General features: G+C 69.4%; 11 protein-coding genes. 4 read left to right on the plus strand and 7 right to left on the minus strand.

All coding sequences use genetic code 11. The features are described from left to right. Positions 1-229 precede the first annotated feature (229 nt). From ACFO6S_RS19845 to ACFO6S_RS19855, 3 genes are all read left to right on the plus strand, one after another. Positions 230-3136, plus strand: coding sequence for a beta strand repeat-containing protein (locus tag ACFO6S_RS19845; protein ID WP_378419699.1), 2907 nt, complete (start codon positions 230-232; stop codon positions 3134-3136). Positions 3137-3291: 155 nt separating this feature from the next. Next, positions 3292-4635 (plus strand): MFS transporter, encoded by a 1344-nt coding sequence (locus ACFO6S_RS19850; protein WP_378419700.1) that lies wholly within the window; start codon positions 3292-3294, stop codon positions 4633-4635. Further along, positions 4635-6101 (plus strand): pyridoxal phosphate-dependent decarboxylase family protein, encoded by a 1467-nt coding sequence (locus tag ACFO6S_RS19855; protein ID WP_378419701.1) that lies wholly within the window; start codon positions 4635-4637, stop codon positions 6099-6101. The genes ACFO6S_RS19850 and ACFO6S_RS19855 overlap by 1 nt, the downstream gene beginning before the upstream one ends. 280 nt (positions 6102-6381) lie before the next feature. Here the strand turns inward: ACFO6S_RS19855 and ACFO6S_RS19860 are convergent, their stop codons facing one another. The 6 genes from ACFO6S_RS19860 to ACFO6S_RS19885 form a co-directional block, all read right to left on the minus strand. After that, on the minus strand, positions 6382-6861 hold the full coding sequence (locus ACFO6S_RS19860) for a Fur family transcriptional regulator (RefSeq protein ID WP_378419702.1): 480 nt from the start codon (positions 6859-6861) through the stop codon (positions 6382-6384). Between the two features lie 387 nt (positions 6862-7248). Further along, positions 7249-7893: a hypothetical protein gene (locus tag ACFO6S_RS19865; RefSeq protein ID WP_378419703.1), complete on the minus strand. Its 645-nt coding sequence runs from the start codon at positions 7891-7893 to the stop codon at positions 7249-7251. Next, entirely contained in the window at positions 7877-9589 is a 1713-nt protein-coding gene (locus ACFO6S_RS19870) for a GMC oxidoreductase (protein WP_378419704.1), read from the minus strand. The genes ACFO6S_RS19865 and ACFO6S_RS19870 overlap by 17 nt, the downstream gene beginning before the upstream one ends. Then, a complete protein-coding gene (locus ACFO6S_RS19875) occupies positions 9586-11094 on the minus strand; it encodes a flavin-containing monooxygenase (protein ID WP_378419705.1) in 1509 nt (502 codons plus the stop codon). Before ACFO6S_RS19875 ends, ACFO6S_RS19870 begins: the two co-directional genes overlap by 4 nt. After that, the gene (locus tag ACFO6S_RS19880) at positions 11091-11666 is read right to left on the minus strand and encodes a TetR/AcrR family transcriptional regulator (protein WP_378419706.1); all 576 of its coding nucleotides are present in this window, start codon (positions 11664-11666) and stop codon (positions 11091-11093) included. Before ACFO6S_RS19880 ends, ACFO6S_RS19875 begins: the two co-directional genes overlap by 4 nt. A 211-nt stretch (positions 11667-11877) precedes the next feature. Continuing rightward, positions 11878-13350, minus strand: coding sequence for a catalase (locus ACFO6S_RS19885; protein ID WP_378419707.1), 1473 nt, complete (start codon positions 13348-13350; stop codon positions 11878-11880). 432 nt (positions 13351-13782) lie between these two features. On the opposite strand from ACFO6S_RS19885, the gene ACFO6S_RS19890 reads away from it, so the two are divergent. After that, a complete protein-coding gene (locus tag ACFO6S_RS19890) occupies positions 13783-14142 on the plus strand; it encodes an Rv2640c family ArsR-like transcriptional regulator (RefSeq protein ID WP_378419708.1) in 360 nt (119 codons plus the stop codon). Positions 14143-14209: 67 nt separating this feature from the next. Here ACFO6S_RS19890 and ACFO6S_RS19895 read toward each other — a convergent pair whose 3' ends face one another. After that, positions 14210-15562, minus strand: a complete 1353-nt coding sequence (locus ACFO6S_RS19895; protein WP_378419709.1) for a hypothetical protein — start codon at positions 15560-15562, stop codon at positions 14210-14212. Positions 15563-15620: the final 58 nt, after the last annotated feature.

Here is a 15620-nt window from a genome sequence, read left to right on the forward strand (position 1 = left end):
CAGAACGAACCGCCGAATGGCGGCAACGAGAACCGGTAGCGTTTGACCCCCATCCGGCGGCACCTCTCCCCAGCTGCGGGTTCAACGCCATCTCTAATACCGTTCGGTAACTTGTCTGTAATTTCAGATAACTGCAACGAGTTCTGTTTCGAGGTGAGAAAGTGTGGTGAATTTCACCCACCCCCGATGTGCGGCGCGGCCATCCCCACGCCGAGCGCAAGGAGATTCCATGTCGAGATCCAACGTGCGGCGTGTTGCCGTACCGGTCACGAGTGCAGCGGTTGTCGCCGGAATGATGCTGGTCGGCAGTCCGGCCGGCGCTGCGCCCACGACCACGTCCTACAAGAACTCCTGCCAGGCCTCGGCCGTGCTCACCGTCCACAAGGTGGCCGACACCTCGATGACGGTCGACGCGCCCGCCACGGTTGCTCCCGGCGAGACGTTCACCTACCGCATCCAGCCGGGTGGGGCGTCCTACCCCAACAGCGAGTCCGGTGCCACCACCACCAACGTCTCGCGACTGAAGGTCGACTACGAGATCCCCGCCAACTCCACGTTCGTCAGTGCGGCCGTCGTCGGCACAGGCACCAACCTGGACGGCGCCGCACCGAGCGTGCTCCGAGTGGACGACACCGGCAACGCGAACGGATCCGGAAACGTCCTCCGACTGTCCGGCAGCAACCAGACCATCGCCAACGGCCCGTCCTCGAGCACCAACAGTGAGGGCGGCATCCGCGCACCCAAGCTGAAGAAGGATCTCAACGGCAACGGCACCAGCGGTGACAGCTGGTTCCGCCTGCCCGCCGTCGACGTGACAGTGGTGGCAGGCGCACCCGGCGTGATCACCCCCAAGGTTCGCACCGCGGGCAACGCCGGCAACTACAACAACGACATGAACTACTACAGCTTCCTGCCGAGGGCAACCTTCCTCGGCGGCACTCAGTGGGCTCCCACCCGCTGCACGCCGCGCGACGCGCAGGGCAGCGCGCTGAACGCAGGCGCCGGCCCGCTGGCCACCATCACGGTGAGCGACCCGGGCCCGGTCATCGTCGACACCACCACCACGCTGAACGTCCCCGGCACCGCCAAGACCGGCACCGCCGTCGACCTCACCGCCACCGTCGCCCCCGCCGGCGCCACCGGCACCGTCCAGTTCAAGGACGGCACCAACAACATCGGCGGCGCAGTGCCCGTCAACAACGGCACCGCGACCCTGAACCACACCTTCACCACCAACGGCGCACACAACATCACCGCCGTCTACTCCGGTGACGCCACCAACCGCACGTCCACCTCGGCAGCCTCCAACGTCCAGGTCACCACGGACCCGGTCATCGTCGACACCACCACCACCCTGAACGTCCCGGCCACCGCCAAGACCGGCACCGCCGTCGACCTCACCGCCACCGTCGCCCCCGCCGGCGCCACCGGCACCGTCCAGTTCAAGGACGGCACCAACAACATCGGCGGCGCCATCGCAGTCAACAACGGCACCGCGACGCTGAACCACACCTTCACCACGACCGGTGCGCACTCCATCACCGCCGTCTACTCCGGTGACGCCACCAACCGTCCGTCCACCTCGGCGGCCTCCGCCGTCGACGTGTCGGTCAACGTTGTCGACACCACCACCACGCTGAACGTCCCCGGCACCGCCAAGACCGGCACCGCCGTCGACCTCACCGCCACCGTCGCCCCCGCCGGCGCCACCGGCACCGTCCAGTTCAAGGACGGCACCGACAACATCGGCGGCGCCATCGCAGTCAACAACGGCACCGCGACGCTGAACCACACCTTCACCGCCAACGGCGCACACTCCATCACCGCCGTCTACAGCGGCGCCGAAGGCTTCGCCACCAGCACCTCCGCTGCCGGCACCGTCGACGTCTCCACGGACCCGGTCATCGTCGACACCACCACCACCCTGAACGTCCCCGGCACCGCCAAGACCGGCACCGCCGTCGACCTCACCGCCACCGTCGCCCCGAGCGATGCGACCGGCACCGTCCAGTTCAAGGACGGCACCGACAACATCGGCGGCGCCATCGCAGTCAACAACGGCACCGCGACGCTGAACCACACCTTCACCGCCAACGGCGCACACTCCATCACCGCCGTCTACTCCGGTGACGCCACCAACCGCACGTCCACCTCGGCAGCCTCCACCGTCGACGTCTCCACGGACCCGGTCATCGTCGACACCACCACCACGCTGAACGTCCCCGGCACCGCCAAGACCGGCACCGCCGTCGACCTCACCGCCACCGTCGCCCCGAGCGATGCGACCGGCACCGTCCAGTTCAAGGACGGCACCGACAACATGGGCGGCGCCATCGCAGTCAACAACGGCACCGCAACGCTGAACCACACCTTCACCACCGACGGCACGCACAACATCACCGCCGTCTACTCCGGTGACGCCACCAACCGCACGTCCACCTCGGCAGCCGCCAACGTCGAGGTCTCCACGGACGTCGTCGTTGCCGACACCACCACCACCATGAACGTCCCGGGTGAGGCCACCACCGGAGACCAGGTCCAGCTCTTCGCCCTGGTCAAGGACGGCGACAACAACCCCGCCGTCGGCGGCACCGTCCAGTTCACGATCAACGGCAGCAACGTCGGCGGCGCGATCTCCCTCGTCGACGGCGGCGCGAAGCTCGACCACACCTTCGCCGCCAGCGGCGCGTACAACGTCGGCGCCGTCTACAGCGGTTCCGCGACGTTCCACGGCTCCACCGCCCAGGCGTCCTCGGTCAACGTCACCGACCCGGCACCGGTCGAGCTCGACACGGTCACCACGCTGACCGCGCCGGCGACCGCCACCAAGGGTGACGCGGTGAACCTGTCCGCGACCGTCAAGACCCAGGCCGGTGACGCGGTCACCACCGGCACCGTCACCTTCATGGACGGCGCCACCGCACTCGGCACCGCCGTGGACGTGGTCGACGGACAGGCGACCCTGTCGCACGCCTTCGCCCTCACCGGCGACCGGCACATCACCGCCGTCTACAGCGGCGCGTCGGGAATGAAGGAGTCGACCTCGGCCGCCTCCACGGTCACCGTCTCCGGCGGCGGCACCAACCCCGGCGGCACGGGCTCGCTGGGACAGCTCGGGAGCATCTTCGGTTCCTAGTTCCGCGCATGTCCTGACAACACCATGACGAACGCCCCTCACCGCGACGGTGGGGGGCGTTCGCCGTGCGGGGGTGGACCATTCACGCTGCTCGGCCCCGGATTCCCATTCGCCAACTCCGCTCGGAAGGCCCGCCCATGTCCTATGTTGGCCGAATGACTCTCGCCGTCCCGCGGCTCAGCCGATCGACCGTGGCCGGGTACTCCCTCGGCTCGGTCGGCACCGGCGGATTCGCCACCCTGCCCGGGCTGGTCCTCGCCTACTACCTCACCGACACCCTCGGGGTGGCGGCCGCCGCGGCCAGCGTGGTGGTGTTCGCGCCGAAGGCGCTCGACATGCTGATCAACCCGCTGATCGGGGCTCGCAGCGACGCCGAGGCCGCGCGCACCGGCACCCGTCGACGTTTCCTGCTGCTCGGCGCGCTGACCCTCCCGGTGTTCTTCGCGCTCACCTTCGCGGTGCCTGCGGGCACCTCGGCACTCGTCGGATGTCTCTGGGTGGGTGCGGCTTTCATCGCGTCCGCCATCGCGTTCAGCCTCTTCCAGGTGCCGTACATCGCGCTGCCGGCGGAGCTGACCGACGACTACCACGAGCGGTCCCGGCTGATGTCCTGGCGAGTCGCGCTGCTGGGGGTCGCGATCCTGCTGTTCGGCGCCGGCGGCCCGGCGCTGCGCGAACTCGGCGGCGACGGACGATCGGGATACCTGGTGATGGGCGTCGTCGCCGGGCTGCTGCTCGGCCTCGGCATGCTGGCGAGCTGGCGGATCGCCCCTCGCGGTCCCGCGAGCACCGTCGACTCGACCGCCGCACACGGCGTCTCCGACAGCCTGGCAGCGGTTCGCTCGAGCTCCGCGTTCCGGTTCCTGCTCGGCACCTTCGTGCTGCAGGCACTGGCGACCGGATGCATGCTCGGCGCTGCGCAGTACGTGGCCACCTACGTGCTCGGCAACGAGAACTCGGTCTCGTTCCTGTTCGTCGCCCTGGTCGGACCCGCGGTCGCGGTGATGCCGCTGTGGACGAAGCTGGTCCGCCGGTGGGGCAAGCAGCGCACCTTCTTCCTCGCCTCCGGGCTGTTCCTGGTTGCCGCGCTGGCCCTGCTCGGACTGCTCTCCGGCGCCGGCGGCTGGGTGTACGCGGTGGTGGCGCTCGCCGGAATCGGCTACGCCGGAATGCAGATGCTGCCGATGTCGATGTTGCCGGACGTGATCAGCGACCACGAGGCGCGCACCGACGGCGCCGTCCGGGCCGGCGCCTTCAGCGGCGTCTGGACGGCCGCCGAGACGGTGGGCATGGCGCTGGGGCCCGCGGTGGTGCTGCTCGTCCTCGCCGCGACCGGCTTCGTCTCGTCCGTGGGCGACCTCCCGGCCGCCCAGTCCGACAACGCGATCACCGGGATCGTGCTCGCCTTCGCGCTGGTGCCCGCCGCGCTGGTCGCCGCCAGCATGTGGGCGCTGCGCGGATACCGTCTCGCCGCCGAAGATCGGAACAGGAATCACTGATGCAGTTCGAACAATCCCCCACCGAGATCCTCGCCCGGCTCGACGAGCTGCGCGCGGCCGACGCCCCCACCGAGGGCGGGCGCCTGCTCTCCTACGTCTACGACCCGGGCGTCGCCGAGCTGCACGACCTGGCAGGCGCCGCCGCCCGGAAGGCGCAGCCGCTCAACGGGCTCGACCCCACCACCTTCCCCTCCGTTGCCGCCCTCGAGCGGGACCTGGTGGCCCTGGCCCGCACCGTGCTCGCCGACGGCGTGGACGGCGTGGTCGGCAGCGTCACCAGCGGCGGCACCGAGAGCTGCCTGTTGGCGGTGAAGTCCGCGCGCGACAGCTGGCGGGCGGCGACCGGACGTCAGGACCGGCCGACTCTGGTGATCGGGTCCACCGCGCACGCCGCCTTCATCAAGGCCGCGCACTACCTGGACCTGCACCTGCGGGTACTGCCCGTCGACCCGGACACCTGCCGGCTGCGTCCGCAGGATGTGGCGGCGGCGTTGGACGAGGACGTCGCGCTGGTGGTGGCCTCGACGCCGTCGTACCCGCACGGCGCCCTCGACCCGGTCGCGGAGATCGCGGAAATCTGTGCCGCGCAGTCCGTTCCGGTGCACGTCGACGGCTGCATCGGCGCCTGGGTGCTGCCCTGGTGGCCCGGCGCCGAGGAGCGTCCGGCGTGGGACCTGCGGGTGCCCGGGGTGACCAGCCTGTCGGTGGACCTGCACAAGTACGGCTACGCCCCGAAGGGCGTCTCGGTGCTGCTCTACCGCGACCGGGACCGGCACCGCCGACAGTGGTTCGCCACCAGCTCCTGGCCCGGCTACGCCGTCGTCAACCCCACGATCCTGGGCTCGCGGACCGTGATGCCGATCGCCGCCGGCTGGGCGGTGTCACAGGCCTTGGGACGGAGCGGATTCGCGGAGCTGACCGGGCAGATCGCCGTCGCAGTCGAACGACTCCGCAAGAGCGTCGACGCCATCGAGGGACTGCGGGTGGTCGGCGACCCGGTCGGCCCGCTGCTGGCCGTCGCCGCCGATCCGTCTGTTCCGGAGTCGCGCCGCGTGGACCCACACCGCTGGTCGGATGCCGCGAAGGAGCTGGGCTGGGTCCTGCAACCGCAGCCCGGACGCGTCCAGTCCGACGGGACGGAACTGCCACGCACCACCCACCTGACCGTCACCCCGGTGACCGAGTCGGTGTGCGACGAACTCGGCAGCGCCCTCGCCGCCGCCGCGGATTCGGTGCGCGGCGTGCCCGGCGCCACCGCCCCGGCGGACTTCGTGGCGGCCGCGGGCCAGATCCGACCCGAGGACCTCACCAGCGAGAACTGCGCCGCGGTCCTCGGCATGGTCGGGCTCACGCCGGGCGACGGGCTGGACGGCCCGATGGCCGAACTGCTGGCGCTGATCGAGGCGCTGCCGGAGCCGGTCGCCGAACGGCTGCTGATCGAGTTCCTGGCCCGCTTCATGGAGTAGGGCACTCACGCCGCGGCGGCCGGAACCCCGGCGGCCAAGTACGGGCGGATGGACCGTCCGTGAGGGATGATGAAGGCAGTACCGACGAACGAGGGAAAGACACTGATGGAAACCGTGATCGTGTTCCTGCTCGCCTGCGCCGTCTACTGGTGGGCACTGGCCTGACCCGTGAACCGCGGCTGACCGCGGTCGCCTTTCGCGTTGACGCCCAACGTGAAAGGTGTCCGCGCGGGCTTCGGGGCGATCGCCCGGGAGGCCCCGGTCCGCGTGGCGGAGTCGGCTAGCTCGGTGCGGCCGGGCGCACGCCGACAAGGTCCGGATGCGTCTCGGCCGATTCCCGGCAGTGCGCACAGGCGCCCCAGAACACGACCTCGGCCTCGTCGACGACAAAGCCCTGCGGATCGGAGGGCACCAGACAGGGCGCGTGACCGACGACGCAGTCTACATCGACGACGATCCCGCACCCACGGCACACCAGGTGGTGGTGGTTGTCGCCCGTGCGGGTCTCGAACCGCGCCGGGGAGCCGGCCGGCTCGATCCGGCGGAGGAGCCCGGCGTTCACACAGGCCCTGAGCACGTCGTACACCGCCTGGGTGGACACCGACCCGAGCTCGCGCCGAACCGCGGCGGCCACCCCGTCGGCGTCGGAATGCGGCTGCGCGGACACCGCGTTCAGCACCGCAACACGTGGGGCCGTCACCCGGAGGCCCACCGCGCGCAGCTGCGCCGGGGCGTCGAAGTGCTCACCTGAGTGCTGCATGAGTCAAGTATCCCCCCTCTCTGGAACACGTCAAGAAAACACGGCGGTGGCCGGGCTGCGTTCCCGAGATGCCGCGCCGCCTCGGGGACGAGCGGGTCGACAGAACCCCGAGCGGGGAACAAACCCGCGAGCGACGCCGTTGAACCGACCGTTGACGTCCGGACATGCCCCGGGCCTCACCCCATTAGTCGCCACGAGCGACCATCCGCCGAGAGGCGCCTGTGGGACGTCGACGCGAAGGGCCGCCCCCGTACCAATGCGGGCGGCCCTTCATCTACGTTCGGCGGGTCGCCCAGTGCCGAGGCTGCTACCGGTCACCCTCTCGAACGCAACACCTCCGACCGAGGCAGGACCTGGCGGAACGGACGACTTCCGCCGTTGCGGGTGTCATGACACGCGCACTGGCCCGGTCACCATCCGTCCCGTGACCACGATGCCGTGATGGGTGCACGACGTGAGCCAATTCCCGATCGTCGGCCCGTCTGCTCGGACGGCCACCCGCGCGTACCGGAACTGCCCCCGCAAACGCGCCGACCCCGCTGCGGGCACACCGGCCGCGGTCGGCTGGGCGAATCCGAGCGCGCCTGCGATCGGCAGCCGCGGACCGCGCGGCCTCGCCGCCGTCTCCACCCGCCAGCCGTCGCCGACAGCCTCGAAGCCGGCGTGCGCGTCACCGCCGAATCGGGCCAGCACCTTCGGCAGGTGCCAGTGCGCCCGGCCGCCGTGGACGGAGGGTTCCGAGTCGACGGCGATGAACGGCACCGCCATCGCCGGCAGCGCGCCGACGCCCCGGCCCGGCGCCCGCAGGACCGGGCTGGCAAGGATCTCCCGGTAGGGGCCAACAGGTGAGTCCAGGTAGTCCACCATCATCGCCAGTGTCAGCGGGATCGTCCGCCCGCCGGGCCCGTACGACGCGGCCGCGGCGGTGCTGCGGTGCCACCACAGCGTGGCACGCACCCGCGCGGGCCACGGCGGCGGCGGGCTTTCCGGCCAGTCGGTGCGGTCCGAAAAAGATTCATGCACGCTCCACATTGACAACTGCTTTCTTCACTGTGAGGGGTAGCCGCAACGCCCCCGGAGCGTCGGTAGGAACGACAGGGTGGTCCGGGACGACCGGATCGAGGCGGAGGTATCCGTGACCAACCGCAGGCCGCGGATCCACGTCGCCGTTGTTCGGCCACAGCGCCATGGCGCGCTCGGCTTGGGCGGTGATGGTCAGCGACGGATTGACGCCGAGGTTGGCGCTGATCACGGAGCCGTCGACGATGTGCAGTCCGTCATGCCCGTAGGCCCGCAGGTACGGGTCGACCACACCCACATCGGCGGAATCGCCGATGACACAGCCGCCGAGGAAGTGGGCGGTCATCGGGATGTTCACCACATCGAAGACTGTCCCGCCGGCGTCGCCATCGATCTTCTCGGCGATTCTTCGGATAGCCTTGTGCCCCTGAGGAATCCATGTCGGCGGCGCCTGTCCGGCGCCGCGGCGGCTGGTCATCTTACGTCGACCGAACAAACCCCGGGTGCGGGTGAGTTCAAGCGAGTTGTCGTCGGTCTGCATCACCAGCGCGATGACGGTTCGCTCCGACCAGTGCCGCACGGACAGGCTACGCAGGAACGCCCCGGGGCGCCGCGCAGCGACCGCCAACGTCTTCAGCGGCCGTGCAACCTTGCCGCCGCCGTCGCTGAGCACGGTCTGCATCAGGCCGATCGAATTGCTGCCCTTGCCGTAGCGGACGGGTTCGATGTGCGTGTGATCGTCCGGATGGAACGACGAGGTGATGGCGACACCGCGGGTGTAGTCGGTCTCGGAGCGCCTGCGCGCGGTGGCCGCGAGCACGGCCTCCGAGTTGGTGCGGACCACGCTTCCCAGCCGTCCCGACAGCCGCGGGAGGGCACCGGACTCCCGCATCTCCAGCAGGAGCCGCTGGGTTCCGAAGGTGCCCGCCGCGACCACGACCTGGTCCGCGGTGAGGACGGTCTCGCGCCTGTGCACCCCGCCGGTTCGGCGCGTCCGAACCTCGTAGCCTCCGCCTGCCCGCGGCCGGATCTCCCGGACGGTGGTAAGCGGGTGCACGACCGCACCCGCCCGCTCGGCCAGGTACAGGTAGTTCTTGACCAGGGTGTTCTTCGCGCCCACCCGGCAGCCGGTCATGCAGCTTCCACACTCGGTGCAGCCGGTGCGTTCGGGTCCCTTCCCCCCGAAGTAGGGATCTGGTGCGCTCATGCCGGGTTGGCCGAAGAACACACCGACGGGGGTCGCGGTGAAGGTCTCGCCCACCCCCATCTCCTCGGCTACCTCCCGCATGATCCGGTCGGACGGCGTGATCCTCGGGTTCATCCGCACACCGAGCATCCGCGTCGCCTGCTCGTAGTACGGGGCGAGCTCCGCCTGCCAGTCCGTGATGTGGCCCCATTGTGGGTCCTCGAAGAATCGCTTCGGCGGCTGGTAGAGGGTATTGGCGTAGTTGAGCGAACCGCCCCCGACCCCGGCGCCGGCGACCACCAGGACATCCGGCAGCAGGTGCAGCCGTTGCAGGCCGTACATGCCGAGCTGCGGCGCCCAGAAGTAGCGGCTGACCCGCCAGTTGGTCTTCGGGAGCTCGTGGTCGGCGAATCGGCGTCCGGCCTCGAGCACCCCGACCTTGTAGCCCTTTTCCGTCAGCCGGAGTGCTGCCACACTGCCCCCGAAGCCGGATCCGACCACAATCACGTCATAGTCGTTCATGCGACAGACTCCTGCACAGTACGTCGCGTCTGGTAGTTCTCGGAGTCGAATCTCTTTGTCCGGGAGCGGTATCGAAAGGTGAAGGTGGGCCACATGACCGAATTGTGGCCGTCCTTGTCGAGGTACCAGCTCGAGCAACCACCGGTGTTCCAGACGGTGCCATGCAACTGGTCGGCGATCCGCTCGTTGTACCGTGCCTGCGCGGCGGGGTGGACCTCGACGGCGGCCCCGGCACCGGCGGCGAGGTGCGCCAGCGCTCCGTTGATGTAGGCGGACTGTGCCTCGAGCATGTACACGATCGAGCTGTGCCCGAGATTCGTGTTCGGCCCGTACATGAGGAACAGGTTGGGGAACCCGGCGACGGTGGTGCCGAGGTACGCCCGCGGGCTGCCCGACCAGTGTTGCGCCAGCGTCCGCCCATCCCGCCCCCGAAGCTGATGTGCCACAGGAGGTTCGGTGGGAGTGAAGCCGGTCGCGAAGATGATCGCGTCGACCAAGGTCTCCCTACCCGCACCGTCGACGACCCCCCCTTCGGTGACCTCGGAGAGCCCCGAATCGACCAGGTCCACGTCGTCGCGGGCGAGGGTCCGCAACCAGTCGTTTGACAAAAGTATCCGCTTGCAGGTGATCGTGAACGTAGGCGTCAACTTGTGACGTAGTGCCCGGTCGGGCACCTGCCGCCTCAGGTGCGCCTTGGCAAGGAGTTGGAATACCGGCAGCACCCGGGGCGCCTTCGCCATCGCGAGCACGTATCCCTCGCGGCAGGTGTAAACGGCGGCCCGAACGATCTTCTGCGTGAGCGGGATACGCCGATAGAGTCGCTTCTCGAGCCTCGTGAGGGCGCGGTCGCCGCGCGGCATCACCCAGGTGGGGGTGCGCTGGAACACGGTCAGCCGGTCCACCCGATCGGCGATCTCCGGGACGAACTGCACGGCGGACGCACCGGTCCCGATCACCGCGACCCGTTTCCCGGTCAGGTCGTAGTCGTGGTCCCAGGTGGCCGAGTGGAACATCGCGCCCGTGAAGTTCCCGATGCCCGGCACATCCGGCAGCCGAGGCGTCGACAGCGCGCCGGTCGCGGCGACGAGGGCCTGCGCGGTGAGCCCACCCAGCGAGGTGCGCACCCGCCACAACGCCGAACCGTTGTCCCACGACGCTTCGAGCAGCTCGCATCCGGTCAGTACCCGATCGCGGATACCCTTGTCGGCAGCAACCTTCCGCAGGTAGGCGTGAATCTCGGGCTGCCGGGCGAAGGTGTGATTCCAGTCCGGACTGGGCGCGAACGAGAACGAGTACAGGGCCGTGGGGACATCGCAGGCACATCCTGGGTAGGTATTGTCGCGCCACGTCCCTCCGACGTCGGCGGCCCGCTCGATGACCAGGATGTCCGCGGCCGGATCATCACGCAGCATGCGCTCGGTGACCGCGAGGCCGGCAAATCCGGCGCCCACCACCAGCACCCGGACATGGTCCGGCAACGCATCCGGATTCGAAGTGTCGGTCATTTCATCACCATCTCCTTCCAGACCGGGAGCAGGCGCTCGCGGAGTTCGCTGTCAGATTCGGGAGTGCGGAACAACGCCGAGACGGCAAGTCCGCGGGCCAGTTCGATACTCAGGTCGATGGCGGCGACGCTCATCCGCTCGCCCATGACCTCGGCGCTGCCGAGCCGCAGGGCGTCACCGACCTTGCGCTCAAGCGGGATCATCGCTTCGCGCAGGCCCGGATCGGTGCGGGCGGCCACCCACAGCTCGAGGGCCGCGTAGAACAGCGGGCCCGAAAACGCATCAACGAGGGTCTCGATTCCGAGGTCAGGATCGGGTTGGGCGCCGAGGATCTCGGTCAGGCGCTTCTCCATCAGATGCTCGACGGCCGCGACCACCAGCGATTCCTTTGTCGGGAATTGGTGTAGCTGCGCACCACGGGAGATCCCCGCACGGCGTGTGATCTCCTGGGTGCTGGTCCGACCGTATCCGACCTCGACGAGCAGGGCGATGGCTGCGTCGAGCAGCTTCTGCCGGGTCACGGCGCTCCGCTGCGCCTGCGTGCGCGGGCCACGTTCAGTGTTCTGGGTCACACGGAATAGGTTATCGATAAACAGTCCGGACTGTCGGCAAATCTGAAGACCGAGAACCGTAGCCCGGGCCTCACCCCATTGGTCGCCACGAGCGACCATCCGCCGAGAGGCGCCTGTGGGACGTCGACGCGAAGGGCCGCCCGCATACCAATGCGGGCGGCCCTTCACCTCTACCGGCTCGGAGTCGGGCCCGGAGACCCCGACGCGTCGATCAGTCGAGCGCCTTGACCGCCTTCGCGACGCCCTCGCCGTAGGCCGGGTCGCACGCGGTGCAGTTCTCGATGTGCCGATCGATGATCTGCTGGTCGATGCCGTGGATGTTTCGGGCGGTGTTCTCGAACAGCACCTGCTTCTGCTCGTCGCTCATGTTGTTGAACAGCACCCGCGGCTGCGAGAAGTAGTCGTTGTCGTCCGCGCGGTAGTCGAAGTGGTCGGCGACGGCGCCGACCGCCTGCGCCGGTTCGCGGTACTGCGCCTGCTCCTGCCACCGGCCGTAGCTGTTCGGCTCGTAGTGCAGCCCGCCGCCGTTGTTGCCGTCCACCCGCATGGCGCCGTCCCGGTGGAAGTTGCTGACCGGGCACTTCGGCGCGTTGACCGGAATCTGGTAGTTGTTGACGCCCAGGCGGTAGCGCTGCGCGTCGCCGTAGGAGAACAGCCGACCCTGCAGCATCCGGTCCGGGGAGAAGCTGATGCCCGGCACCACGTGCGCCGGGTTGAAGGCGGCCTGCTCCACCTCGGCGAAGTAGTTGTCCGGGTTGCGGTTGAGCTCCCACTCCCCGACCTCGATCAGCGGGTAGTCGCCCTTCGGCCACACCTTGGTCAGGTCGAACGGGTGGTACGGCACCTTCGCGGCGTCCGCCTCCGGCATGATCTGCACGCACAGCTTCCACTTCGGGAAGTCGCCGCGCTCGATGGCGTCGAACAGGTCCCGCTGGTGGCTCTCGCGGTCGTTGCCGACGAGCTCCGCGGCCTCGGCGTCGGTCAGGTTCTCGATGCCCTGCTGGACGCGGTGGTGGAACTTGACCCAGAACCGCTCACCGGCGTCGTTGATGAAGCTGAAGGTGTGCGAGCCGAAGCCGTGCATGTGCCGGTACGAGGACGGGATGCCGCGGTCGCTCATCACGATGGTGACCTGGTGCAGCGCCTCGGGCAGGTGCGTCCAGAAGTCCCAGTTGTTGTTGGCGCTGCGCATGTTGGTGCGCGGGTCACGCTTGACGGCGTGGTTGAGGTCCGGGAACTTCAGCGGGTCCCGGAAGAAGAACACCGGGGTGTTGTTGCCGACGAGGTCCCAGTTGCCCTCCTCGGTGTAGAACTTGACCGCGAAACCACGGATGTCGCGCTCGGCGTCGGCCGCGCCGCGCTCGCCGGCGACGGTGGAGAACCTGGCGAACAGCTCGGTCTTCTTGCCCACCTCGGAGAAGATCTTCGCGCTCGTGTACTTGGTGATGTCGTTGGTTACGGTGAACGTGCCGAACGCGCCGGAGCCCTTGGCGTGCATGCGCCGCTCGGGAATGACCTCGCGGTCGAAGTGTGCGAGCTTCTCGAGGAACCAGACGTCCTGCAGCAGCTGCGGGCCGCGCGGGCCGGCGGTCTGGACGTTCTGGTTGTCCGGCACCGGCGCGCCGACCGCGGTGGTCAGCTTCGAGTCGGTCGCCGAGATGTTCTGAGGATTACCTTGAGTCATCTGTGGATCCCTTCCTTACCTGCCGCGCCCGTGGGCGTCGGCCGCGTTGGACTGTGAACCTCGGTCGGAGCTGCATCCGAAGGCGGTGTGACCGGCCGCGCAGCGGGTCGCGCGGCGTGGGGCTCGATCTCGGCCACATGGACACTCCAACACCTTTTCTGGAATTAATCAAGATTAGGTTGGGCGTGTCGCGAAGCCGCCTCCGCCGCCCATGCTCGCCCATCGCGCCGTCCCCCGTGCGGAGTTCGCGCATTGTTCTCCCAGGCCTCGGCCGGAAGTACCCCGACGCGGACGGGCGCCGAATCGACCCCGGCCCGCATCGGGCCGCGCCCGGCCACAGAGTCGCACATCACCCGACGACGCCGAGCAGCACACGGATCCCGCCGGCGCCCACTTATTTGACATACGTCAAGTAGGTGGCAGTATCGGGACATGCCCAAGACGCTGCCGACACTCGACGTGACCGCGCCGATCTGCTGCGCACCCGTCTCGGCCGCACCGATCACCGACGAGGCCGCCCTGCACGTCGCGCTGCGCCTGAAGGCGCTCGCGGACCCGGTCCGGATCAAGCTGATGTCGATCCTGCTGACCGACAGCGCGGGCGAGGTGTGCACCTGCGACCTCGCCGCCGCCGTCGGGCTCGCCGAGTCGACGGTCAGCCACCACCTCGGCCAACTCCGCAAGGCCGGCATGGTCCGGCCCACCCGCCGCGGCATGAACGTCTACTACAGCGCGCACCGCGACGCCCTCGAGGCGCTGCGACTGGTCCTCGACCCGAACTGCTGCGCCTGACGACTGCGGGCGGGCGCCGCCTGCCGAACCGTGCCGGGCGGCCGAATCGACACGACGGCTCAGGCGCCTAGCCGGAGTGATCGACCGGCGAGTCCGTGGCAACGTCCGCGGCGGCCTCCGCCGCGACCACGCCGGGCCGTGCCACCGCCTCGAGCACCACCAGCGCGACGACGGCGCCGAGCGCGACCAGGGCGACGACCAGCCCGGTCGGGTACCGCCAGAACAGCAGGATCGCCACCGCGACGACGCCGATGGCCACCCGCAACGGCACCCGCAGTCGAGCCGCCCACAGCTCGTACGGCCGGGCCGGACGGTCCGAGCCCATCCGGCGCAGCGCGTCCACGCCGCGACCGAACCCGCCCCGCACCGCCAACGCGGAATGCGAACCGCCGGTGAGGTACCCGACCAGCGCGACCACCAGCCCCAGGGCAAAGAAGGCCCGCAGCATCGTCTTGAGCGGGACGCTCACCGTGTCGACGATCGCCGACGCGGCGGCCGGCGAGAGCACGTCGCTCGGGATCTCGTCGATGTACACCGACCGGGCGACGTTCAGCGACAGCCCGAGCAGCGCCGTTGCGACGGCCACCCCGAGCCCGACGAGCGACAACGCCCGCAGCCGTCGGCCCCGCGGCGCCGCGAACACCGCGCCGACCGCGGCGGCGACGGCCAACCAGGGCAGCCAGGTGGCGGCCCGGTCCAGGGCCCGCACCACTCGCTGCGCCTTGACCAGGTCCGGCGACTGGAAGAGCACGAACTCCGTGTCGATGCTCGGGACCTTGTCCGCGAACGCGAAGCCGCGTTCGCTGAGCGCGGTGGTGACGTTCTCGACGATCGGCCCGAGCGGCAGGCTGACCGTGCCCTTGTCGTCGATCTCCACCACGCTCGTGTCACCGGTCGCCACCGCGACGAGCTTCTGGTGCGCGATCCGGTTCGCGTCCACCCAGGCCCGCTCGAACTGCTCGGTGCCCAACACCGACATCACCGTCTGGTGGATGAAGCCCTCCGCCTGGCCCGCGATCACCGGCGCCAACCCCACCACCTGCGACGGCACCCGCGGGGCGGTTTCGGTGAGCGCGGTCAACGCCTCCGCGGTGATCTTCTCGATGTCGAGGCGTTCGGAGAGCTGCCGGGTGACCTGGTCCGCGACGTCCGCCTGCACCGCCGGTTCCGACGCCAGCGGCGTCACCGTCTGCACGTACCGGTCGGTGTCCAGGATCTCGCTGCGGGCGAACCCCGCGACCAGGGACCCCAGCATCAGCACCGCGACCAGGAAGATCAGGAATCCCGACAGCGTCCATCGGAGCGCATTGCGCATCCCCCGATGCCGCACCGCGGCGCTCTCGGCCACCTGCGCCCGTAGTCGCAGCAGCTCCGCTCTCTCCGACGCGTCCAGCGGCTGGGTTCCCTCGGTCGACGCCATACGAGCATGGTCCTCCGGCGGCGAGGACAACGGGCGTGCCGGAAGTCGATTTCACCCT

The sequence above is a fragment of the Rhodococcus kronopolitis genome (genome assembly GCF_042654025.1).
Classification (GTDB): Bacteria; Actinomycetota; Actinomycetes; order Mycobacteriales; family Mycobacteriaceae; genus Rhodococcus_G; species Rhodococcus_G kronopolitis.

Coding starts and splice junctions, on each gene's coding strand:
- ACFO6S_RS19845 (WP_378419699.1), top strand. CDS start 230: ATGTCGAGATCCAACGTGCGGCGTGTTGCCGTACCGGTCACGAGTGCA.
- ACFO6S_RS19850 (WP_378419700.1), top strand. CDS start 3,292: ATGACTCTCGCCGTCCCGCGGCTCAGCCGATCGACCGTGGCCGGGTAC.
- ACFO6S_RS19855 (WP_378419701.1), top strand. CDS start 4,635: ATGCAGTTCGAACAATCCCCCACCGAGATCCTCGCCCGGCTCGACGAG.
- ACFO6S_RS19860 (WP_378419702.1), bottom strand. CDS start 6,861: ATGCAGCACTCAGGTGAGCACTTCGACGCCCCGGCGCAGCTGCGCGCG.
- ACFO6S_RS19865 (WP_378419703.1), bottom strand. CDS start 7,893: ATGTGGAGCGTGCATGAATCTTTTTCGGACCGCACCGACTGGCCGGAA.
- ACFO6S_RS19870 (WP_378419704.1), bottom strand. CDS start 9,589: ATGAACGACTATGACGTGATTGTGGTCGGATCCGGCTTCGGGGGCAGT.
- ACFO6S_RS19875 (WP_378419705.1), bottom strand. CDS start 11,094: ATGACCGACACTTCGAATCCGGATGCGTTGCCGGACCATGTCCGGGTG.
- ACFO6S_RS19885 (WP_378419707.1), bottom strand. CDS start 13,350: ATGACTCAAGGTAATCCTCAGAACATCTCGGCGACCGACTCGAAGCTG.
- ACFO6S_RS19890 (WP_378419708.1), top strand. CDS start 13,783: ATGCCCAAGACGCTGCCGACACTCGACGTGACCGCGCCGATCTGCTGC.
- ACFO6S_RS19895 (WP_378419709.1), bottom strand. CDS start 15,562: ATGGCGTCGACCGAGGGAACCCAGCCGCTGGACGCGTCGGAGAGAGCG.